Source organism: Pantoea sp. BRR-3P (assembly GCF_039621635.1).
Classification (GTDB): Bacteria; Pseudomonadota; Gammaproteobacteria; order Enterobacterales; family Enterobacteriaceae; genus Pantoea; species Pantoea floridensis.
In genome coordinates, this window is sequence record NZ_CP155066.1 from 2144222 (window position 1) to 2165529 (window position 21308).

The 21308-nt window shown below is 58.1% G+C and carries 19 protein-coding genes; 7 read left to right on the forward strand and 12 right to left on the reverse strand.

What is annotated here, in order from left to right; all coding sequences use genetic code 11:
• Positions 1-4 precede the first annotated feature (4 nt).
• The 4 genes from pqqC to AAGR08_RS09895 form a co-directional block, all read right to left on the reverse strand.
• Positions 5-760, reverse strand: coding sequence for a pyrroloquinoline-quinone synthase PqqC (pqqC, locus tag AAGR08_RS09880; protein WP_345826767.1), 756 nt, complete (start codon positions 758-760; stop codon positions 5-7).
• Entirely contained in the window at positions 757-1683 is a 927-nt protein-coding gene (pqqB, locus tag AAGR08_RS09885; RefSeq protein ID WP_097097437.1) for a pyrroloquinoline quinone biosynthesis protein PqqB, read from the reverse strand. The genes pqqC and pqqB overlap by 4 nt, the downstream gene beginning before the upstream one ends.
• 55 nt (positions 1684-1738) lie before the next feature.
• Positions 1739-1810: a pyrroloquinoline quinone precursor peptide PqqA gene (pqqA, locus tag AAGR08_RS09890; protein WP_002905689.1), complete on the reverse strand. Its 72-nt coding sequence runs from the start codon at positions 1808-1810 to the stop codon at positions 1739-1741.
• 151 nt (positions 1811-1961) lie between these two features.
• The gene (locus AAGR08_RS09895; protein WP_345826768.1) at positions 1962-2987 is read right to left on the reverse strand and encodes a dipeptidase; all 1026 of its coding nucleotides are present in this window, start codon (positions 2985-2987) and stop codon (positions 1962-1964) included.
• A 186-nt stretch (positions 2988-3173) separates the two neighbouring features.
• Here AAGR08_RS09895 and leuA point away from each other — a divergent pair, with 186 nt between their 5' ends.
• A complete protein-coding gene (gene leuA, locus AAGR08_RS09900; RefSeq protein ID WP_345826769.1) occupies positions 3174-4859 on the forward strand; it encodes a 2-isopropylmalate synthase in 1686 nt (561 codons plus the stop codon).
• On the opposite strand, the gene AAGR08_RS09905 is transcribed toward leuA, so the two are convergent.
• Both AAGR08_RS09905 and AAGR08_RS09910 read right to left on the reverse strand, forming a co-directional pair.
• Positions 4810-5592 carry a helix-turn-helix transcriptional regulator gene (locus AAGR08_RS09905; RefSeq protein WP_097097439.1) on the reverse strand — a complete coding sequence of 261 codons (783 nt, stop codon included), beginning with the start codon at positions 5590-5592 and terminating at the stop codon, positions 4810-4812. The two genes, leuA and AAGR08_RS09905, sit on opposite strands and share 50 nt — an antisense overlap.
• Before the next feature lies 1 nt (position 5593).
• Entirely contained in the window at positions 5594-6457 is an 864-nt protein-coding gene (locus AAGR08_RS09910; RefSeq protein WP_345826770.1) for an NAD(P)-dependent oxidoreductase, read from the reverse strand.
• A 220-nt stretch (positions 6458-6677) separates the two neighbouring features.
• On the opposite strand from AAGR08_RS09910, the gene pqqU reads away from it, so the two are divergent.
• Positions 6678-8789, forward strand: coding sequence for a TonB-dependent receptor PqqU (gene pqqU, locus AAGR08_RS09915; protein ID WP_345826771.1), 2112 nt, complete (start codon positions 6678-6680; stop codon positions 8787-8789).
• Positions 8790-8896: 107 nt separating this feature from the next.
• Here pqqU and AAGR08_RS09920 read toward each other — a convergent pair whose 3' ends face one another.
• From AAGR08_RS09920 to AAGR08_RS09930, 3 genes are all read right to left on the reverse strand, one after another.
• On the reverse strand, positions 8897-9451 hold the full coding sequence (locus tag AAGR08_RS09920) for an isochorismatase family protein (protein WP_345826772.1): 555 nt from the start codon (positions 9449-9451) through the stop codon (positions 8897-8899).
• A gap of 17 nt (positions 9452-9468) precedes the next feature.
• The gene (locus AAGR08_RS09925; RefSeq protein WP_097097443.1) at positions 9469-9894 is read right to left on the reverse strand and encodes a MarR family transcriptional regulator; all 426 of its coding nucleotides are present in this window, start codon (positions 9892-9894) and stop codon (positions 9469-9471) included.
• A 157-nt stretch (positions 9895-10051) separates the two neighbouring features.
• Positions 10052-10597 (reverse strand): helix-turn-helix domain-containing protein, encoded by a 546-nt coding sequence (locus tag AAGR08_RS09930; protein ID WP_345826773.1) that lies wholly within the window; start codon positions 10595-10597, stop codon positions 10052-10054.
• 96 nt (positions 10598-10693) lie between these two features.
• Here AAGR08_RS09930 and AAGR08_RS09935 point away from each other — a divergent pair, with 96 nt between their 5' ends.
• The 4 genes from AAGR08_RS09935 (at position 10694) to AAGR08_RS09950 (ending at position 18713) form a co-directional block, all read left to right on the forward strand.
• The gene (locus AAGR08_RS09935; RefSeq protein ID WP_099686946.1) at positions 10694-11872 is read left to right on the forward strand and encodes a benzoate/H(+) symporter BenE family transporter; all 1179 of its coding nucleotides are present in this window, start codon (positions 10694-10696) and stop codon (positions 11870-11872) included.
• 153 nt (positions 11873-12025) lie between these two features.
• Positions 12026-13369, forward strand: coding sequence for an SrfA family protein (locus AAGR08_RS09940; RefSeq protein WP_345826774.1), 1344 nt, complete (start codon positions 12026-12028; stop codon positions 13367-13369).
• A 2-nt stretch (positions 13370-13371) separates the two neighbouring features.
• Positions 13372-16344 carry a virulence factor SrfB gene (locus AAGR08_RS09945; RefSeq protein WP_345826775.1) on the forward strand — a complete coding sequence of 991 codons (2973 nt, stop codon included), beginning with the start codon at positions 13372-13374 and terminating at the stop codon, positions 16342-16344.
• A complete protein-coding gene (locus tag AAGR08_RS09950) occupies positions 16341-18713 on the forward strand; it encodes a virulence factor SrfC family protein (protein ID WP_345826776.1) in 2373 nt (790 codons plus the stop codon). Before AAGR08_RS09945 ends, AAGR08_RS09950 begins: the two co-directional genes overlap by 4 nt.
• A gap of 1 nt (position 18714) precedes the next feature.
• Here the strand turns inward: AAGR08_RS09950 and AAGR08_RS09955 are convergent, their stop codons facing one another.
• From AAGR08_RS09955 to AAGR08_RS09965, 3 genes are all read right to left on the reverse strand, one after another.
• Positions 18715-18987 carry a barstar family protein gene (locus tag AAGR08_RS09955; RefSeq protein ID WP_345826777.1) on the reverse strand — a complete coding sequence of 91 codons (273 nt, stop codon included), beginning with the start codon at positions 18985-18987 and terminating at the stop codon, positions 18715-18717.
• A 2-nt stretch (positions 18988-18989) separates the two neighbouring features.
• Positions 18990-19424 carry a ribonuclease domain-containing protein gene (locus AAGR08_RS09960; RefSeq protein ID WP_097094035.1) on the reverse strand — a complete coding sequence of 145 codons (435 nt, stop codon included), beginning with the start codon at positions 19422-19424 and terminating at the stop codon, positions 18990-18992.
• A gap of 88 nt (positions 19425-19512) precedes the next feature.
• Positions 19513-19860 carry a helix-turn-helix domain-containing protein gene (locus tag AAGR08_RS09965; RefSeq protein ID WP_097094036.1) on the reverse strand — a complete coding sequence of 116 codons (348 nt, stop codon included), beginning with the start codon at positions 19858-19860 and terminating at the stop codon, positions 19513-19515.
• A gap of 293 nt (positions 19861-20153) precedes the next feature.
• On the opposite strand from AAGR08_RS09965, the gene AAGR08_RS09970 reads away from it, so the two are divergent.
• Positions 20154-21308 (forward strand): efflux RND transporter periplasmic adaptor subunit, encoded by a 1155-nt coding sequence (locus tag AAGR08_RS09970; protein ID WP_097094037.1) that lies wholly within the window; start codon positions 20154-20156, stop codon positions 21306-21308.

The following is a 21308-nucleotide window of genomic DNA, read 5'->3' on the forward strand; positions in this document are numbered from 1 at the left end:
ATCGTTATACCAACCTTGTGCTGTGCCAGGACACCCGATCGGTGACCGTGTGATAAGGCGGACGCTGCAGCGCATACGCCATGGTCATGGCATCCAGCATGGTCCAGAGAATATCGAGCTTAAACTGGAGGATTTCGAGCATGCGGTTCTGCTGCTCGGCCGTGGTAAACACCTCGAGCGCCAACGCCAGACCGTGTTCCACATCGCGATTCGCCTGGCTCAGGCGACTGCGGAAATAGAAGTAGCCTTCCTCTTTGATCCACGGATAGTGCTGCGGCCAGCTATCAAGGCGCGATTGGTGAATCTGCGGCGCGAACAGCTCGGTCAGCGAGCTGCACGCGGCTTCCTGCCAGTTGGCACGGCGCGCAAAGTTAACGTAGGCATCTACCGCAAAGCGCACGCCCGGCAGCACCAGCTTCTCTGAAAGTAAAACATCGCGGTCCAGCCCGACGGCTTCACCAAGCTGTAGCCAGGCTTCAATGCCGCCTTCGTGGCCGTTGCTGCCGTCGTGGTCGAGTATGCGCTGCACCCATTTGCGCCGCGTGGCGGGATCCGGGCAGTTGGCCATGATCGCCGCGTCTTTCAGCGGAATATTGGTCTGATAATAGAAGCGGTTCGCCACCCAGCCCTGAATCTGCTCGCGCGTGGCATTACCATTGTGCATCGCGATGTGGTACGGGTGATGAATGTGGTAGAACGCGCCTTTATCGCGCAGCGCCTGCTCAAAAGCGGCGGGCGCTAGTGCTTCGGTAATGATCACGATGCAAACTCCTGCAGATGAATCGCCATGCCATCCCAACTCACTTCAATGCCCTGCTGCGCTAAATAGTCGCGCTGCGGCGATTGCTCGTTAAGGATGGGATTGGTGTTGTTAATGTGAATCAAAATTTTGCGTTTGGCCGGCAGCGAGGCCAGCAGCGCCATTAAACCTTGTTCTTCGGCCAGCGCTAAATGCCCCATCGCCTTGCCGGTATTTTTGCCGACGCCGGTGGCGAGCAGCTCGTCATCTTGCCATACCGTGCCATCAATCAGCAGGCAATCGGCTTTTTCCAGCCAGGGCATGATCACCGCATCGGGCTCGCCGAGTCCCGGTGCGTACAGCAGCGTTTGGCCATTGGCGGTGTTTTCAATGAACAGCGCCACGTTGTGGCCCGGCAGCGGACGATCGCGATATGGCGAATACGGCGGCGCATTGCTGAGAATCGGAATCGCGGTGAACTGCAGGCTCGGGCACACATCGACGCGAAATGGCTCCAGCGGTGTTAAGGCATGATGCTGCAAGCCGCCGTTCCAGTGCTGCAACATAGTGAAAATCGGAAAGCCGCTGGTGAGATCGGCATGCACTTCCGGCGTACACCACACCTGGTGCGGACAACCTTCACGCAGGCTCAGCAAACCGGTGGTGTGATCGATTTGGCTGTCGGTGAGAATGATGCTGCCAATGGCCGTACCGCGCAGCACGCCCTTTTTTATCAATTCTGGGGTGTGGGCAATCTGCTGGCTGATGTCCGGCGACGCGTTGCACAGCACCCAATCCTCACCGTTATCACTGACGATGATCGAGGATTGCGTGCGCGCCTGCGCCTGAATAGTGCCGTTACGCAGGCCGCTGCAGTTGGCGCAGTTACAGTTCCACTGCGGGAAGCCGCCGCCAGCCGCTGAACCGAGGACTTTAATAAACATGAAATTTGACCAGAGAGAGAAAACAAAATGCCCGCACGAGCGGCGGGCAGAAGTCTTAGCGGTTGGAGATGTACAGAGTCACTTCCAGGCCCAGACGCAGGTCAATAAACGCAGGTTTTTTCCACATAATATTCTTCCTCTTATTCATTCAAAAATGCAGAGCACGCTCTGCTGGAGATCATTGCAGCTGTGACGTAGATCACATTGCAATCATGACGCGCGCAGATGTTGCGCCAATGTAGCGAGCAGATCAACCCTGATTCGGTAAGGGAATTGTGCTAATCCCGCCAAATCTGTTGCAACACGCGCTGCCAGTTGCCCCAGGCGAGCTGCTCAAGAGCCGTTTGATCGTAGCCCAGTGAGCGCAATAACGCATACAAGCGCGGTAATCCGGAAACATCTTTCAGCGCATCAGGCACGCTGATGCCATCAAAATCGGAACCCAGCGCTACATGATCGCTGCCCATTATCGCGATCAAATGCTCAACATGTTTAACAATTTCGATCAACGGCGTATCGCTATCGCGTTTGCCATCGCTGCGTAAGAAAGCGTTACCAAAATTCACACCTACCACGCCGCCGCTGTCACGAATTGCGCGCAGTTGGTCGTCAGTGAGATTGCGCGGCTGCGCGCACAGCGCATGCGCATTAGAGTGCGTCGCCACCAGCGGCGCCGATGAGAGGCGCGCCGTGTCCCAAAAGGCTTTTTCGTTCATGTGTGACATATCGATCAGCATGCGATGACGATTGGCCGCCGCAATCAGCTGCTCACCAGCCATCGTCAATCCTGGCCCGGTATCCGGCGAATGCGGAAAAGAGCCGCTAACCCCCTCACCAAAGCAATTAGGCAAATTCCAGAATGGCCCGATGCTGCGAACGCCAGCCTGATAGAACGCATCGAGCGCTGCGCCATCGACATCAAAACCGTCCGCGCCTTCGATATGCGCCACCAGCGCCAGCACTCCTTCAGCGCGGCAGGCGGCCATATCGGCGGCGTTGAGGCATAAGCGCGCCCGCCCGTCGGATTGCGCAGCCAGCGCTTTGAGAATATCGAGCTGCTGCCAGAGGATCGCCAGCGGCGACAGATTCTCCGCCGCCCGCAGCGGTGCCACCTCTTGCACATAGCGCGGCGGCGGCACAAACAGGGCGAACAGGCCACCGGCAAAGCCGCCCTGCTGCATACGCGGAAAATCGAGGTGGCCTTTTTCAATGCCGTGAAAGAATGCCTGGGCGGGCGCATCACGATGATGCAGCCAAAGGTTAAGCAGCAGGTCATTATGACCGTCGAAGGTAGTGAGTAACATGAGGCGATCTTTGGTGAAACAACATGCCACCATGCTACGCGCGCGCTGCGGTTTCGCCAAATGTGGGCGCACAAAGGGTTACGTGACGCAGAGGTTGTCAGTTACGCGCGGGTGGTTGTCAGCAATGCGCGAGCCGAGCAGCGTGCTGCCAGGCGAGACTCATCACAACACCACAAGGAGACTGTTATGCTCACTCAACCTGCTAGCAAATACCGCGCGTTTCCGGTTATCGATTTACCCGACCGCCAGTGGCCATCGCGTCAGTTGACGCACGCCCCGCGCTGGCTCTCCACCGATCTGCGCGACGGCAATCAGGCGCTCGCCACGCCAATGGACGGCGCGCGCAAGCTGGAGTTTTGGCAACTGTTACTGCGCTGTGGCTTCAAGGAAATAGAAGTGGCGTTTCCGGCAGCCTCGCAGACCGATTTTGATTTTGTGCGCCTGTTGATCGAGCACAATCACATTCCCAACGACGTAGCAATTCAGGTACTGACGCAGGCGCGTAGCGACCTGATCGATCGTACTTTTGAGGCGCTACGCGGTGCACCAAACGCCATCATCCATATGTACAACGCGACTGCGCCGCTGTTCCGCGAGCGCGTGTTCCGTCAAAGCAAAAGTGAAATCATTGCGCTGGCGTGCGCCGGTGCACGGCAGATTCGCGCCCGCTGTGAAGCACAAACCGCTACTGCGTGGACTTTCGAGTATTCACCAGAAACGTTCTGCTTTACCGAACCCGAATTTGCGCTGGAAATTTGCGAAGCGGTTGCCGCGATTTGGCAACCGGGTCCCACGCGCCCGATGATCATCAACCTGCCCGCGACCGTGGAGGTGAATACGCCCAACGTGTATGCCGATCAGATTGAGTATTTCTGTCGCCACTTCAGCCAGCGATCGCAGGTGTCGATCAGCGTGCACCCGCATAACGATCGCGGCACCGGCATCGCCTGTGCCGAGCTGGCTTTGCTGGCGGGAGCAGACCGCGTAGAAGGCTGTTTGTTTGGTAACGGCGAGCGCACCGGCAACGTTGATATCGTTACGCTGGCGCTCAATCTCTACACCCAGGGCGTTGCGCCGCAGCTCGATTTCAGCGATATCCAGCAGGTGCTGGAAGTGGTGACGCGCTGCAATCAGCTGCCGGTGCATCCGCGCCATCCTTACGCCGGTGAATTGGTGTTTACCGCGTTTTCCGGTTCGCATCAGGATGCGATTCGTAAAGGCTTTGCCGAACGCGCTGAACGGGAAGAAACAATGTGGCAAATGCCGTATCTGCCGCTCGACCCGCTGGATATCGGCTGTAGCTATGAAGCGGTGATCCGCGTGAACAGTCAATCGGGCAAAGGCGGTGCGGCATGGCTACTGGAACAGAACCACGGCCTGCAGCTGCCGCGCGCTTTACAGCAGGATTTCAGCCGATTAGTGCAGCAGCAAACCGACGGCCATGGCCAGGAGATGACGCATCACGCCCTGTGGCAGCTATTCTGCCAGCATTATGGTTTAACGCAGCCCGCACGGCGTTTGCTGGAAGCGGAAAGCCACAGCGACGACAAAGGCGAAACGCGTTTCAAAGCGCGATTGCAGCAAGGTGCGCAGCAGGTAACGCTGGAAGGTAAAGGCAATGGTTTGCTGTCCGCTGCCGTTTCCGCGCTGCATCAGCGCTATGACTTAGCCATCACCATTGAGGATTATCACGAACATACGCTGGGTAAACGCAGCGATAGCCGTTCGGTGAGCTACATCAGCTGTATTAACGCCCGCGGTGAACGGGCGTGGGGCGTGGGAATTGACAATGATGTGGCGTGCGCGTCATTGCAGGCGCTGCTCAACGCGGCGCACGCTTTTCTGCCGCAGGAAAGTAGTTCGCTGGCGTAACGCCGAGCACCCGGCGGAACATGGCGCTGAAGGCGCTTGGGCTGTCGTAACCGAGCTCAAGCGCCACCGTGAGCACGCTTTCTCCCTGAGCTAAACGGGTTAACGCTACGCTCAGGCGCGCGCGTCGTACCCAGTCGCTGAACTGCAAACCGGTTTCGCGACTGAAATGGCGCGCCAGCGTGCGTTCGGCTACGCAGAGTTCAGCGGCGGCGCGTGCCAGCGTCCAGTTTTCCCCCGGCGCGTGCTGAATGTGCTGACACAAACTCAGCAGCCGCCTGCTTTCCGGCAGCGGCAGGCCAAACGGCAGCACATCCATCACGCGGATTTCATCCAGAATCAGCTCATAAATGCGCTCAGCGCGACTGCCGGAACCGTACTGCTCCGGCAACGCCAGCGCGCTGACGATCAACTCGCGCAGCAGTGGCGAAATCTGCACCACCTGACAGCTGGCGGGCAGATCGGCGCGCGCCAGCGGATCAACAAACAGCGTGCGCGCCGCCACCGCGCCGACGATATGTAAAGCGTGGCGCGTTTCGGCAGGCAGCCAGACGCCGCGACTCGGCGGCACAATCCAGCTGCCGTGCTGGGTTTCAACTTTTACCACCCCGCTCAGCGTGTGAATCAGCTGCGCGCAAGCGTGGTGATGCCACGGCTCGGCGTCGCCATGTGCGTAATCATGCGCATACGGCACCAGCGGGCGATGCGTGAAGTCGAAATTGAGCCGCGCGCTCATGCTAGCGTTTCAGATATTGATAAACCGCCGCCAGATCCTGCTCACCATAACCGGCGTCCACCGCTTGCTGCCAGACGTCAACGATGTTTTCCAGCGCCGGTAGTTTGCTGTCGCCCGCCGCGTCCAGCGCCAGTTTGGCATCTTTCAGTGCCCACACCAGATGCATCTGTGGGGTGAAATCACCGCTGGCGATCATACCGAGTTTCATTTTGGCATACGGCGCGGCGAGTGGGCCGCCATCCAGCACTTTCCACAGATCGTCAGTGCTGAAACCGAATTCTTCCGCCAAACGGGTACTTTCCGCCAGGCTCTGCATCAGACCAATCAGCCAGCTATTCACCACCAGCTTCATGCGCGAGCTGGCACCCGCTGCGCCCAGCCACTGCGTACCTTTACCGATGGCAGCAAACACCTGCTCGGCGGCCTGCGCTTTGCTTTGATCGCCGCTCGCCATCACCAAAATTTGCGCATTTTCTGCCGGCGCTTTGGTACCGGAAACCGGCGCATCGATAAACACCACGTCCGGACGCGCGCTTTTGAATTCGGCGATCAGTTGATCGGTGGCTTCCACGCCGATGGTGCCCATCTGGCAAAGGGTTGCGCCCTGCTTAAGGTTGCTGCAGGCATCGTTCAACGCCTGTTGCGTAATAGTCCCATCAGCCAGCATGGCGATCACCACATCCGCGCCCTCAACCGCTTGTGCGGCGCTATCGGCTAAGGTGATGCCAGCGTCCAGCAGATCTTCGCCCCTGGCGCGCGTGCGGTTCCAGCCGCGTACCGTAAAGCCTTTTTTCAACAGGTTGGCGGCAAATGCATGACCCATTGCGCCCAATCCCAGTACCGCTACCACAGGTTGCTGACTCATCTATCCCTCTCTTTTATGCCTACAGACAAAACCGCCAGACTGACAGAATTTTCCTCACGCAGCCAGGCGAGAGATGCGATGAAAAAACATTTTCAACACCGCAAAGAGTAATAATCCGTCATACTATTAACGCTTTTCAAACAAATGAAAAAACGATTAACATACGCGCCATAAATGTTCCATTCGGTACATTCCACGCCCTTTTTTACGGTCTTTCATAATGAAAATAGCTTTACTGCGACAGGCTTCGTTGCTGATGGTGCCCGCAATGTTCCCGCTTGCTGTCATCGCGGCGGATGCAGGCAGCAATACCATGGTGGTGAGTGCCGCACCCGCGGCTTCCGGACTCTCTGAGCTGGATACGCCAGCAGCGGTTAGCGTGGTTTCCGGCGACGATATGCGCCACGCGGCACCGCGCGTGAATTTGTCTGAAAATCTCGCCAGCGTGCCCGGTTTGCAGATACAAAACAGACAAAATTACGCCCAGGACCTACAGATTTCGGTGCGCGGCTTTGGTTCGCGTTCCACTTTCGGCCTGCGCGGCATCCGCATGTATGTTGACGGGATCCCAGCCACCATGCCAGACGGCCAGGGCCAAACCTCCAATATTGATATCGGATCGATTGATCATATTGACGTGCTGCGCGGCCCGTTCTCGGCGCTTTACGGCAACTCTTCCGGCGGTGTGATTAACGTCGAAACCCAAACCGGTCAGCAGCCCACTACGCTGGAAGCCAGCAGCTGGTATGGCAGCTACGGCAGCTGGCGCAACAGTGTGAAAGCCAGCGGCGCAACCGGCGACGGCACGCACGCCGGCGACGTCAATTACACCGTTTCCGCCTCACGCTTTACCACGCACGGCTATCGCGATCACAGCTCGGCACAAAAAAACCTGGGCAACGCCAAACTCGGCGTGCGCATTGACGATGTCAGCACCCTGACGCTGTTGTTTAACAGCGTACACGTGGATGCGCAGGATCCGGGCGGCTTAACCGCCGATCAGTGGAAAGATAATCCGCGCCAGGTGGCCAGCAATGTGACCTTGTACAACGCACGTAAAACCGTCGATCAGACGCAAGCAGGCCTGCACTATCAGCGCCAGATGAGTGAAAACGACGATCTGAGCGTCATGATGTATGCAGGCGAGCGCGAGACCACACAGTACCAATCGATTCCTAAAAGTGCTCAGCAAAGCGCAGGCAATGCGGGCGGCGTGATTTCGCTGGCGCGTCATTATCAGGGCATTGATACGCGCTGGACGCACCGCGACGCGCTGTTCACCATCCCGGTGACGTTCACCGGCGGTGTAGACTATGAAACCATGACCGAAAAGCGTAAGGGCTATCAAAACTTCACCGCCAACGAGCTTGGCGTACAGGGCGATCTGCGTCGTAACGAGCGCAACCTGATGTGGAATCTCGATCCCTATCTGCAAACCGCGTGGCAGCTAACGGATAAACTGTCGCTGGATGCTGGTGTGCGTTTCAGTACGGTGAATTTTGACTCCAACGACTATTACGTGACCGCTACCGATCCGGACGACAGCGGCAACCGTCGCTACCATCGCTGGCTGCCGGCGGCGGCGCTGAACTACGCGATTGATAACAGCTGGAACGCCTACGTTTCTGCCGGACGCGGTTTCGAAACGCCTACGTTGAATGAGTTGTCCTATCGTGCCGCCAATCAGGCCGGCCTCAATTTAGATCTGCAACCGGCCACCAGCGAGACGGTTGAGCTTGGCAGCAAAAAACGTATTGGCAATGGTCTGTTAACCGCGGCGGTATTCCAGACGGATACCAAAAACGAGATCGTTTCCGATAGCAGCTTTGAGGGCCGCACCAGCTACAAAAACGCCGGTGAAACCCGTCGTCGTGGTTTAGAGCTGGGGCTGGATCAGCAATTCGGTGAAAGCTGGCGTTTTAAAGCCGCATGGACCTTGCTGGATGCCCGCTATCGCTCCAACGTCTGCGGCACTGAAAGCTGCAATGGCAACCGCATTCCAGGCATTGCGCGCAATATGGCGTATGCCGGATTGGCCTATGCGCCAGAACAAGGCTGGTATGCTGGAACAGATGTGCGTTACCTGAGCGATATCGCCGCTGATGATGAGAACGATGTGAAAGCGCCGTCTTACACCGTAGTGGGGGTAAATAGCGGTTATAAGTGGCTGGTACAGAACTGGACGTTGGATCTGTTTGGTCGCGTCGATAATCTGTTTGACCGCAATTATATTGGTTCGGTGATCGTCAACGAAAGCAACGGCCGCTATTACGAACCGGCGCCGGGCCGCAACTACAGCGTCGGTTTAACGGTGAGTTATGCGTTTCAGTAAATAAACGCGTTGCCACGATTGATATCCAGGTGCGCATGAATGCGCACCCTACAAAAACCCAGCTATATACACGTAGGGTCGCCATTCATGGCGACCGAAACTGTCTATTACTTCAACAACGCCAGCACGTCTTCCGTTGTGCCGGTTTCACCCAGGCGCGGGAAGATACGTTCAACGCTGTTTTTGTGCGTTTCGGCATTCAGGCAGGTCATGGCATCGGTTGCCAACGTGACGTTGTAACCGAGTTCATAAGCCTGACGCGCAGTGGACTCTACGCCAATAGCGGTAGCGATACCGCAGATGACCACCTGGGTAACGCCACGTTGCTGCAGCTGCTCATGCAGGTCGGTGTTGTGGAACGCGCCCCAGGTCTTTTTGGTGATGGTGATATCGCCGCGCTGCTGCGCCAAATCCGGCACTAATGTTGCCCAATCGGCTGGCAGATCGCCGCCGTGGCGAGGTTGTTCATTACGGCCTGGCGCGCCTCCCGCTACGTTAACCAGCACCACCGGACGTTTTTGCCCCCGGAAGGTATCGGCTAAACGCGCTGAGCGCTCAATCACCTCGTTGGCTTCTAACGGTGCCACGGGCAGCGCGACGATGCCGTTCTGCAGGTCAATCACAATCAGCGCGGTATTGTCATCAAGGGTAGTTAAAGCCATGTTGAGTCCTCTCAGGATTAATGGTCGGCAAGTCGTTGAAGTAAAGGAATGGCGGCCAGCAGCGTTTGCTGCTCGTGTGGCGTTAGCTGTGTAGCGATGCTCTCTACGAGCCAATCATCCCGCTGCGCGCGGTTGGCGGCGATAAGCGCTAAACAGGCGTCGGTGGGCTGATAGCGGGTTTTGCGGCCATCCAGCGGATCGACAGCACCCTGCACCATACCCAGCGCCTGTAAGCTGGCAACGGTCGCGCCCATTGATTGGGTTCGTACCGCTTCCCGAGCCGCTAATTCCGTCACCGTCATCGCACCGTCGCGCACCAGATAACCGAGCACCGAAACCTGCGGCCAGGTGAGATCGCCCGGTGGGGCCGATTCACGCAGGCGGCGCGCCAGTTTGCCATTGATGCTGCGCAGTAACGCGGCCGCGCTATTAAGGTCGCTCATGGCACCTTCTCCTTACTAATGAAGCGCGAGTATATAAATAGGAAGGCAAACTGTGTAGTTTACCTTCGTATCAATTTGTAATTGCGCGCGCTGTCGGCGGGTTTCGTGGGGTGCGGCATTTATGCGCAGCGGGTGTTAGCCGCGATAAATGGCGCCCCTATGGCCGCTGCAAATAGTGGATTAGGCTGTGAAAACGCAGCGGCGTGCTGAGCGGATTGCGATAGCTGTGTGGTTTATCGGCGGCGAACTGACTGGCCTCGCCGCACTGTAAGCGCCGCCATGTGCCGTCCAATCCCAACAGCAGCTCACCTTCCAGCACCACCACTTGCTCAATCACGCCACTTTCGTGCGCTGATGAATCGCTCTGCGCGCCAGCCGCCAGCATCACTTCCAACAGATCAAAACGTAGCGTCGCGTCGTACGGCAGCAGCGGTTTGACCTGCATCTGCGCGTTTGGCTGGCGGAAAGTCGCAGCGCTGCCCGGCGGCTGATCGCTGCCCTGCACAAAGAAAGAAAACGGCACATTAAAGCCGGTCGCGATCTTCCAGAGCGTCGCTATCGTAGGGCTTGATTCGCCGCGCTCAATCTGGCCAAGCATCGCCTTGCTTACGCCTGTGCGTTCCGCTGCCAGCGTCAGGCTCCAGCCATTCGCCTGACGCAGCTGTTTCAGCGCCAGACTCAGATGTTGATGCAGATTTTCCATGTGTTCTCCCCTCTTGCTGGCGCGCAGTGTAGCACTTGTGCGCTATAGCGTCCCATGCAAAAATGTGCGTTATAACGCACAAGAGGATGTAACCTGATGATTACTGCTACCCCGCGCAGCGCTTTCTCTTTTCCGATGCTGATTTCTGGCTTTATCGCCGTGCTGGTGGGTTACAGCAGTACGGCCGCGCTGATTTTTCAGGCCGCACAGGCGGCGGGCGCTGCGCCAGAACAGATTGGGGGCTGGTTTTCGCTGCTCGGCATCGGTATGGGGCTGGCTTCATTGGGTTTATCCGTTTGGACACGCATGCCGATTCTTGCAGCATGGTCCACGCCCGGCGCGGCGCTGCTCGCCACGAGCGTGCAAGGATTAACGCTGAATGAAGTGGTCGGCGTATTTGTCGCGACCAATCTGTTGATTGTACTTTCTGGCATTACCGGCCTGTTTGCCAAACTGATGAACCACATTCCGCAATCGCTGGCGGCCGCCATGTTAGCCGGCATTTTGCTGCGTTTTGGTATCGGCACGTTTAGCGGATTGCAGAGCCATTTCGCCCTGTGTGGCAGCATGTGTTTGGTCTGGCTGATAAGTCGACGCTGGCTGCCGCGTTACGCCATCCTGCTGGCGCTTGTCGCAGGGGTACTGGTGGCGCTGGGGCAACAAACCATCCATTTCCCGCCGCATGCGTTGGCCATCAGTTGGCCTGCGTTTATCATGCCGCAGTTTACGCTGGCATCGCTGATTGGCGTGGGTTTGCCATATTTCCTGGTGACGATGGCATCGCAGAACGCGCCAGGGATCGCGACCTTGCAGGCGCACGGTTACCAACCACCGGTGTCGGCGCTAACGGGCTGGACTGGCTTTATTGCTTTAGTTCTCTCACCTTTTGGCGGGTTTTCAGTGTGTATCGCCGCCATTACCGCCGCGATTTGCATGGGTGAGGATGTCGATCCGAATCCGGCACGGCGCTGGATGGCTGCGGCACTGGCAGGTGTTTTTTATCTGCTCACCGGCTTTACAGGCGGCTTAATTGCCGTGATGTTGAGCGCACTGCCGCCGGTGTTGATTGCCACGCTGGCAGGTTTGGCGTTATTAGCGACGCTTGCCGGCAGTTTGCAGCGCGCACTGGCCGAACCGCAGCAGCGGGACAGCGCGATTATCGCGTTTCTCATCACCGCCAGCGGCATTTCCCTGCTCGGCATCGGCTCGGCATTTTGGGGCTTGCTCGGCGGCGTACTCACTTATTTTGTTCTCACGCCGCGTTCTCGCGCTTAAAACTTCAACAACTTAGGTTTACACGCGGGAAAAACGCCCTGTTTTTCCCCCTTTATCAGCCGTTTGATTTTCCTGCATTTGGCTTAAGATCACTACCATCGCCAAAAACACACACTGTTCTGCCTCAGACAACCACCGATAAGGGCCCAACGAGTGGCAAAAACTTTTCTGCGCAGCGGCAATCTGGATACGGTACTGGCACTGGGTGAAAACGGCCAGCCCGTCTGGACCTCCGCGCTGCAAATCCGTGAAACCTTGCGTCTGCGCCGCCAAACTACGCTGGCCAACTGCCTGGCCATTCCGCAGGCCAATGAGCGCGGTGATCGCCTCGATTGGTACGCCCCTTTTAACGGCAAAGTAAAGTCCTGGCTTGGTGCCAGCGATCGCGAGCGCCGTGAGGCGCTGGAACTGCTGACGTTAAACCAGCAGGATCTTCAGGCGCTGAGCCTGCGTGCGCGTGATGCAGATAATCCTGCCCTGCGTCTTTTCGGTGCGTTGCTAAGCAAAACCCTGCAGTTCCCCGATCAGCAGTACGTTTATCTGGTGGATGGCAAGCCGGTGATTACCTTCTGGGGTTTTGTTGATCCTCAGGCGCGTTCGCGTGATGACGCGCTGGCTTGTCTGCGCGATACGCTTGAAGATGAGCTGCCGCCGCTGTTGCCAGAACCACCGACGGTTACGCCATTAGTGGTTGCGCCGGTTATTGCGCCGCTGATCGAAGTGCCTGCCGTGGCGGCCGAGCCGGTTGCTGAGCCGGAGCCAGAAGAAATCGCACCCGCAGAGGACGTTCCGCCGCCAGAACCGCAACCCGCAGCGCAACCTACCCCGCCTACCCGTCGCGGCCTGCGTCCATTGGCGCTGCTGCTGCCGATTGCGGCGGCGGTTGCCGCTGGCGTCGCCTTCTGGCTGCACAGTGCACCTGAACCCCAGACGCCTGCGGTGGCCGACGCGCCCGCCGTCGTCAGTGCGCCACCTGCGATTGTGTTAAAAGCGGTAAAATTGCCCGCCACGCTGCCACAAACTCACGCGACCGTGATCGTCGCTGCGCCGGAGGTTGCCCCCGTGAAACCTGAAGCCCCGCCGGAAGTGGTGGCTGAGCACACCGAACCGGCAAAAGCGGACGATCTGGTGATGACCACAGAAGATGCGCGTCTCGGCTCAGTGAAATTCATTAATGGTACCTGGCGCGTCACCTTGCGTCAGACCAATCTGCCCACCGGTAAGCCGCCCAGCCTGCGATATCAGATCAAAAATGGTAAAGGCACCGCCACCATTACCCAGGGCGACAACATCCGCTGCAAAGCCGATGTCACCGCCGCGATGACGACCGCCGGCACCATGGAAGTGCGCAGCCGCTATACTGCCAGCTGCAGCGATAAATCGCGCTACCGCATGCCGGAACTGGTGTGTAAAGCCGGTGATGGCATTGCCAGCTGTACTGCGCAATATGGCGCAGACCAGGTGTTCCCGTTGACGATTAAGCGTGAGAGTAAGTAAACATGTTGGCTCCCCTCATCGATGACAAACAGAAAATCACGCTGATTGAAGATAGCGGTGTGCAGTTTCTTGATTTCGGTTTGCGTTTGCCTGCGCTACAGGCACGCCGTCAGTTTGTGCGTCAGACGGCCAACGGCCCGCTGCTGCGCCTGAACGTTGACGGTAACAGCGGCAAGTTTCTGCTCTATCCGGAAGATGGCGGACCGGCAGAAGTGGTGCGTCCGGAATCGGATATCGCACTGGCCGATTCGCTGGCGCTGCTGGCCCATCAATGGCTGCCGCTGCCGGTGCTACGCTGCAACAGCGGACGCCGTTTTATTGGTGGACCGGATAACTGGGCGCGGCTGCATCTGGCGCCGCTCAGCCAGCCCGACGGCGCAGGCAACACCCATCGCATCACCCTTGCGTTCGATACACGTATCGTGCCGGAACAGGATGGCGGCGAGCAGCACGGTTTAAGTAAAGCCGATGCGCAGAACGGCGTCAGTTTCGCCCTTGCGTGGCATAACTATGAGCTGGGCGAATTCCTCGATCATACCTGGGTGGATGGCTGGCTGCGTGAAACCTTTACTCAGCAAGTGCATGCGCAAGAGTCACGTCGTGAGCAGGAAGTGAATCAGGCACTGCGTGAATTCGAGTATCAGGCGCACTACCTCAACCTGTTGGAACTGCTCGGTGAACAGCTTGATTTGGCGGAGATCACCCTGCATGCCGCGTCACACCAAACGCCGGCGGTGAATGTCGATATCATTCTGGATGTGGGCAACTCGCACACCTGCGGCATTCTGGTGGAAGACCACGCCGAAGAGAGCAACGGCCTGCGCCAAACCTATGAACTACAGCTGCGCGATCTTTCCGAGCCGCATCAGGTTTATAACGAACTGTTCGAAAGCCGCTTGGAGTTTGCCGAAACGAAGTTCGGCAAATCTAACTTCTCGCTGGAAAGCGGGCGTGAAAACGCCTTTATGTGGCCATCGCTGACGCGCGTGGGACGAGAAGCCAGCCGCCTGGCGCTGCTGCGCGCCGGTACCGAAGGCAGTACCGGTTTATCCAGCCCACGCCGCTATTTGTGGGATGAAGCACGTTATCTGCCGGGCTGGCGTTTCAACGCCAACGGCAGCAGCGATGAACCACAGGCCACCGCACTGCCGTTCACCCTCTTGATCAATGATGAAGGTCAACCGCTGCACGCGCTGGCAGAAGATGACCGCTTGCCGGTGTTCTCCGCCAGCTACAGCCGTAGCTCGCTGATGACCTTTATGCTGTGCGAACTGCTGGCGCAGGCGATGATGCAGATGAACAGCGTAGCGCAGCGTCAGCGGATGCCGCAAAGCCAGGCGCCACGCCAGCTGCGTCATGTGATTCTGACGCTGCCTTCCGCCATGCCGAAACCCGAGCGGGAAATTTTCCGTCGTCGCATGCAGGAAGCCATCGCGCTGGTGTGGAAAGCGGAAGGCTGGCATCCGGCTGAAGACGATTTCTCCGCCGTCAGCCAGACGAAAAGCCTGCGCCCGGTGCCCGATGTGCAAATGGAGTGGGATGAAGCCACCTGCGGTCAAATGGTATGGTTGTTCAACGAAACCCAGGTCAACTTTGCCGGTCGCGCCGAAGATTTCTTCAGCAGCATGGCGCGCCCGGATCGTCCGCGTGAAGCCGATGAACTGCCGGGCAAAAGCCTGCGCATCGCCTCCATCGATATTGGCGGCGGCACCACTGACCTGGCGATTACCCAATATCGCCTCGACGATGGCCAGGGCAACAACGTCAAAATTACCCCGCGCTTATTATTCCGCGAAGGTTTTAAAGTCGCGGGCGATGACATTCTGCTGGATGTGATTCAACTGTGGATTCTGCCGGCGTTGCAGCAGAGTTTGCAGAAAGCCGGCTTAACGCTGGCCGAACCGCTGATGAACAAATTGTTCGGCCACGACAGCCGCATGGATGGTCAGGCCACGCTGCGTCAGCAGGTGACGCTGCAGCTGTTTATTCCACTGGCGCAGGCGGTGCTTGAGCGTTATGAAAACTGGGATCCGCTCGACAGCCACAGCGAAATCAATGCGCTGTTTGGCGAGCTGGTACCGCAAAAACCGGCAAGCGCGGTGCTGGCGTTTGTAAATGGCGAAATTCAGCGCACGCTCGGTGGCGACAGCCGTTTCGATCTGCTCGACGTGCCGCTGGTGGTCAGCATGGCGCAGCTGCACGGCGAGTTCCTGCAACATCGTATGGCCATCATCCCAGCGCTGCGCGCCATGTGTGAAGTGGTGTCGCTTTATCAGTGCGATGTGCTGTTACTCACCGGTCGTCCATCGCGCTTCCCCGGCATTCAGGCGCTGGTGCGCCATCTGCAGCCGCTGCCGGGCAGCCGTATTTTGTCGCTGGAGGGCTATCACACCAGCGATTGGTATCCGTTTAACAAACAGGGCCGCATTGATAACCCGAAATCGACCGCGGCGGTGGGCGCGATGCTGTGCCTGCTGGCGCTCGATCTGCGCCTGAGCAGTTTCTGGTTCCGCGCCGGTGACTTCGAACCTTACTCCACCATCCGCTATCTTGGCGTGCTGGATGAAACGAGCGCGCTGAGCGACGATAACCTGTGCTACAGCGAGATCGATCTCGACCGCAGCGACTTCGCGCTGGATCGCAAAAGCAGCTTCCGCATCCGCGGCAATGTTTGCCTCGGCTTCCGTCAGCTGGAGAACGATCGCTGGCCGGCGTCACCGCTCTATAGTTTAAGCATTGTCGATCCGACGCTGGCGCGTCAGGTTGCCGGAGAGAGCGTGCTGCGCATTAAACTGGCAGTGCAGCCAGGACCGGATAATTTTGGCCCGGAGCGCTTAGTATTGAGCGATGCCCGCATGGATGACGGCACACGCGTGCCGCTGGAACAACTGAGCCTCAAACTGAACACGCTTTCTGCCACCGGCAACGCGAATGCGCAATATTGGATCGACAGCGGGAGCGTCTGCAAACGATGAGAACTGCCAAAAAAGCCTCGCCGGTTACGCCAGCGAAACGTCTGAGCCTGATGCAGGAAACGCTGGATGGCGCGCTGAACTGGGTGGAAACCCATCAGGCGCACGCGCCGCGGCTGGCAATGGAAGCCGAAACGCTGACGCTGCAGCTGCGTCGCGCACGCGTCGAAAGTCATGCGCTGGCGCGTCAGCTGGCGCGCCCGGTGACGCTGGCGCTGTTTGGTCAATCGCAGGCGGGCAAAGCCTGGCTGCTGAGTGAAATGGTTGGGGACGCGCAAGGTCAACTGATTGCGCGTCTTGGCGACAAGACCCTCAACTATTTCCAGAACATTAATCCCGGCAACGTCGATTTTGCCATCGCTACTCGCTTCAGCCACCAACGTGAAACCCAATCCAACGCCTGGCCGCTGGAGATGACGCTGCTGAGCGAAGTGGAGCTGATTCGTTTGATGCTGGCCTGCGCCAAAACCGAGGAGCAGCCCGATACGCCGCAGATTGACGCGGCACTGCAGCGTTTGCAGCGTCATCGTCAGGACGACGTACAACCTGGCCTGGACAGCGATGCGTTGATCACGCTGTGGGGGTGGAGCCGTCGCCACCATCGTCATGCAGAAGTATTGGATCGTCACTTCTGGCCGCAGGCGATTGCGCTGGCGCCGTGGCTGAGCGTTGACGATCGCGTACAGCTGTTTGCGCTGCTGTGGCCGGGCCAAAACGCGCTGAATGAAAGCCTGCGCAGCCTGATGCATTTGCGCCATCAGCTGCGTCACGCGCCGCGCGTGTTAGCGCCGCTCAGCCTGCTGGTAGACGATGCCGCGCTGCCTGCAGAAAAACTGATCGGCAACGACGCCGACTGGCAGGAGATGATCGAAGTTTGCCCGATCGTCGCCAATCGCGTAGGTAAAGCGCAGCATGTCCCGCTGGGTTTACTGGCGCTGCTGACGCTGGAAATCGCCCTGCCGCTCAGCTCGACGCCGCGCCAGGCATTGTATGATGACGCCGATATGCTGGAGCTGCCTGCGCCGGGCACGCCTGCCGATCGCACACAGCAGGACGAACTGGCGCAGTTACGCCAACGCGATCCCCTGCGCGCCACCCTGCTGGAGCAAAAACGTGCGCTGCTGCCCGGTTTGTACGCCGCGCGTCAAGGCATTGACCTGATGCTGATCTGCACCGCCGCCAGCCAGCGTCAGGACACCGATGTTGCTGCCAGCGCGCTGCGTGAATGGCACATGCATCAAACCGTAGCCGCCAGCGGTGAGAAGCCGCGCCTGATTTGGGCGATTACCCCGCATGACGCGCGTTATCAGCAGCAGCAGATTAACGTCGACGAAGCGGTTCAACGGCAAATTGGCCAGCCGGGGCAAAGCTGGGGATCGATGCTGGCACTCGATCGCGCCGGGGTTGATCGCATGGGCAGCTGGCTGCAGGATGAAATGCAGCCGGAAGCACGACGCGATCGCCTCGCGCTCCAGCTCAGCGCGCTGCAGCAAAAACTGGTGGAACGCCTGCAGCCGTGGACGGAATCCAGCGCGACGCCAGAACAGGCAGCGCGCAAACAGGCGATCTCCGATACGTTGCTGAAATGTTTGCAACATCGCACCGGTTTGCACGGCGAACTGCTGGAGCGTTTGCAGCCTTCGCGTGAAGCGGTGCGTCAACTGTGGCTGAGCCAAAGCAGCAGCAATCATAGCCAACACAGCGCCAAAACCGCCGCCGCCGAGCAGAGCTATTTCGGCATCGGTTTCGAGTTTGATCTGTTTAAAGACGAACCGGTGACGGCGGCTGAGCCGCGCAGTTCCGGTGGCCAGCGCGATCAGCAATTCCCGCAGCAGGTGTTTGCGCTGTGGCTGGAGCATTTGCGTCAGCTGCCGGAGAGCCGCAGCCTGCTGGCGCTGCTGAATGTCGATAAGCCCACGCTGGAGCTGCTGGTGGAAGAGCTGATCACCGCCAGCTTCCGCCTCAAGGTACTGAGCAAACTGCAAAGCACGCTTAACGAACCGGATGCGCAAGCCAGCGCACATGAAGCGCGCACCGATCGACAGGTGTCCCGCGCGATGACGGTACTGGGTGACTTTGTGGCGTGGCTAGGCTTTTTACAGCGTCCGGAAAGTGAACGTCCGGAAAGCCGCGTCAATCGTGGTCAGACGATTTTTGCTCGTCCGCCTGCGCCAAGCGTCAGTTTCTCGCCGGGGCAGCGTTTAACGCGTCTTTCGGCCGCTCCCGCCAATCATACGGCATACTACATCTATGACTGGCTGGTGGGGTTAAATTCGGTGATCGTCGAGAACAATGGCTACACCGGCGGCGGCGATCTGCCGGCCAATGCGCGTCAGATGTTAGCGATTTTGCTGCTGCCGCTGCACGCCTGATTTACCCTTTTCGTACCAGGCGCAGCTCGCCGTCCAATTGCTGCTGCGCCTCTTCCAACAATGCCAGTACGGGCGCGAACTCTGCACTTACGCTGGCATCCTCCGCATGTTGCAAAACGAGCGTTGCAGGCAGCGCCATGCCGCCAGTCAGCCAATCCCACAGCGCATCAAGGTTGTTGCCAAAATCATCTGTAGCCGCACTTTGCTGCACCAGCGCGCGGTAAAACGCCTGGCGATCCGGCAAGGTTTGAAAATCAAAATGGAGTGTCAACATGTTTAAGGCACCGGTTTGAAGCTGCGATAGTGATCGGTGGTGAGGAAGATCAGCCCATCCGATGAGTAAAGCAGACGATCGGCATCGCGGTGGCCGCAATCGTAATTCACATCGGCTTCATACCATTGCCTGCCCGCCTGCATCGGCAACCTTTTTTCACGGTTGCTAAAGCGATCGCCACCAATAGCGCGGCCCGGCAACACTTCACACAAATCGCCCTTGCCCGGGTTCCAGCCCTGACGACGCGCCTCATTTTTGGTGAGGTAAAGATCGGGTAATCGATGGTGCTGCTGCACCCAACGCGCCACGGTGTTGGCATCGGTGAGCTGAGAAATGTCGGGGTGACTGTTCGCCCATTTGTCGGACAAATGCGGTTTTAGCCCAAGCCATAGTGCGGCCAGGATCAGAATTAAGGCAATCCAGAGTTTCTTTGACATGGTGACATCCTGAATGACAGGACGCAGATAATAACAGATTTAAAACGGAGAAAAACGCGGGCCAGCATCGCTGGCCCTGGCGGGGGTATTACTGCATCGCGCTGGCGGATGGCGCAGCGTGACGGCGCCATGCTCCCGGCGCTACGCCATATTGGCGCTTGAAGCTGCGGTTAAACGACTGCTGCGAGTCGAAACCGAGTGAGATTGCCACGTTAAGAATCGGCTCATTGCTGGTGGTTAGCCTATCTGCCGATTTTTTCAGTTTTTTGTTACGGATGTATTCACCCAGCGGATAGCCGGTGTGCTCTTTGAACATACGCTGCAGGTGCCACTTCGAATAGCCCGCGCGCCCTGCTACGGTGTCCAGATCCAGACGTGCTTCAATGTTGTTATCAATCCAGTCGATCAGATCGTGAATAAATGCGTCGCTCATCATCCCATTCTCTCCCGTCGCCTTTGCGAACAGTATCAGTATCAGTTGCAATTACACTTTAAGGGTGACTGATGATGGCATTTAATGCAAGTTTTATTATTGCATTAAATGCCGCACTGCGCGTAGGGGCTTTGATCGCTTTGCAACTCAATGATCAAAACCGCACATAAAGTGTATCAGATATTCTTGCAGATGCAGTTTGCACAAGCCTACACTCGTCGCGTTTTAATGCAATCTTTAAAGTTGCAGATTTTTCGTACGTCTCCTTTCTTTTTCACCAACGCGGAATAACAACAATGCATCTGCAAACAAATGGGGTTCGTCGGGCAGTAAGCCTGTCAGGAGTGATGTTGCTGGGAAGCCTGCTGGCCGGTTGCGATCGCGGAGTGGCGCAAAACGCCCCGCCGCCGCCGCCCGAAGTGAGTGTCGCGCAGGTGGTTGAGCAAAAAGTCAGCCAATGGGATAGCTTCAACGGCCGTTTCGAAGCGGTGCAGAGCGTACAGCTGCGTCCGCGCGTTTCCGGCTATATCGATCAGGTTAATTATCGCGAAGGCGATGAAGTGAAGAAAGGCCAGGTCCTGTTTACCATCGACGATCGCACCTATCGCGCTACGCTGGAGCAGGCGCAGGCCGAGCTGGCAAATGCGCGTAGCCAGGCGGCGCTGGCACGCAGTGAATCGGCACGTACCGATAAGCTGATCGGCACCAATGTGGTGTCACGCGAAGAGTGGGAACAGCGTCGTTCTGCGGCGAATCAGGCGCAGGCCAACGTGCTGTCGGCACAAGCCGCAGTCGATATGGCGCAGTTGAACCTTGATTTCACCCGCGTAACCGCACCGATTGAGGGCCGCGCCAGCCGCGCGATGATCACCACCGGTAACCTCGTCACCGCGGGCGACAGCGCCAGCGTGCTGACCACGCTGGTGTCGCAGGATCGCATGTATGTCTACTTCGATGTCGATGAAGCCACCTATCTGCACTATCAGGCGATGGCGCGTAAAGGCGAAAATCGCGGATCGCTGCCGGTTGAGGTGGCGCTGACCGGTGAAGAGGGTTATCCGCATCGCGGTACCGTGGATTTCCTCGATAACCAGCTCACCGCCAGCACCGGTACCATCCGCATGCGCGCCTCGCTGGACAACCAGCAGCGTCAGTTCACGCCGGGCCTGTTTGCGCGCGTGCGCTTGCCGGGCAGCGCTGATTTCACCGCGCTGTTGATTGACGATAAAGCCGTGCTGACCGATCAGGATCGTAAGTACGTTTATGTGGTCGATGCGCAGGGCAAAGCCCAGCGTCGCGATATTCAGGCCGGTGATTTAGCCAATGGCCTGCGCATTGTGCAGCAGGGCCTCAAGCCCGGCGACAAGGTGATCGTTAACGGCTTGCAGAAAGTCTTTATGCCTGGCATGCCGGTGACCGCCCAACCGGTGGCGATGCGCTCCGCTCAATAA

Coding starts and splice junctions, on each gene's coding strand:
- AAGR08_RS09925 (WP_097097443.1), bottom strand. CDS start 9,894: ATGAGCGACCTTAATAGCGCGGCCGCGTTACTGCGCAGCATCAATGGC.
- leuA (WP_345826769.1), top strand. CDS start 3,174: ATGCTCACTCAACCTGCTAGCAAATACCGCGCGTTTCCGGTTATCGAT.
- AAGR08_RS09905 (WP_097097439.1), bottom strand. CDS start 5,592: ATGAGCGCGCGGCTCAATTTCGACTTCACGCATCGCCCGCTGGTGCCG.
- pqqB (WP_097097437.1), bottom strand. CDS start 1,683: ATGTTTATTAAAGTCCTCGGTTCAGCGGCTGGCGGCGGCTTCCCGCAG.
- AAGR08_RS09950 (WP_345826776.1), top strand. CDS start 16,341: ATGAGAACTGCCAAAAAAGCCTCGCCGGTTACGCCAGCGAAACGTCTG.
- AAGR08_RS09970 (WP_097094037.1), top strand. CDS start 20,154: ATGCATCTGCAAACAAATGGGGTTCGTCGGGCAGTAAGCCTGTCAGGA.
- AAGR08_RS09895 (WP_345826768.1), bottom strand. CDS start 2,987: ATGTTACTCACTACCTTCGACGGTCATAATGACCTGCTGCTTAACCTT.
- pqqU (WP_345826771.1), top strand. CDS start 6,678: ATGAAAATAGCTTTACTGCGACAGGCTTCGTTGCTGATGGTGCCCGCA.
- AAGR08_RS09910 (WP_345826770.1), bottom strand. CDS start 6,457: ATGAGTCAGCAACCTGTGGTAGCGGTACTGGGATTGGGCGCAATGGGT.
- AAGR08_RS09920 (WP_345826772.1), bottom strand. CDS start 9,451: ATGGCTTTAACTACCCTTGATGACAATACCGCGCTGATTGTGATTGAC.
- AAGR08_RS09935 (WP_099686946.1), top strand. CDS start 10,694: ATGATTACTGCTACCCCGCGCAGCGCTTTCTCTTTTCCGATGCTGATT.
- AAGR08_RS09945 (WP_345826775.1), top strand. CDS start 13,372: ATGTTGGCTCCCCTCATCGATGACAAACAGAAAATCACGCTGATTGAA.
- AAGR08_RS09960 (WP_097094035.1), bottom strand. CDS start 19,424: ATGTCAAAGAAACTCTGGATTGCCTTAATTCTGATCCTGGCCGCACTA.
- AAGR08_RS09930 (WP_345826773.1), bottom strand. CDS start 10,597: ATGGAAAATCTGCATCAACATCTGAGTCTGGCGCTGAAACAGCTGCGT.
- AAGR08_RS09965 (WP_097094036.1), bottom strand. CDS start 19,860: ATGATGAGCGACGCATTTATTCACGATCTGATCGACTGGATTGATAAC.
- AAGR08_RS09955 (WP_345826777.1), bottom strand. CDS start 18,987: ATGTTGACACTCCATTTTGATTTTCAAACCTTGCCGGATCGCCAGGCG.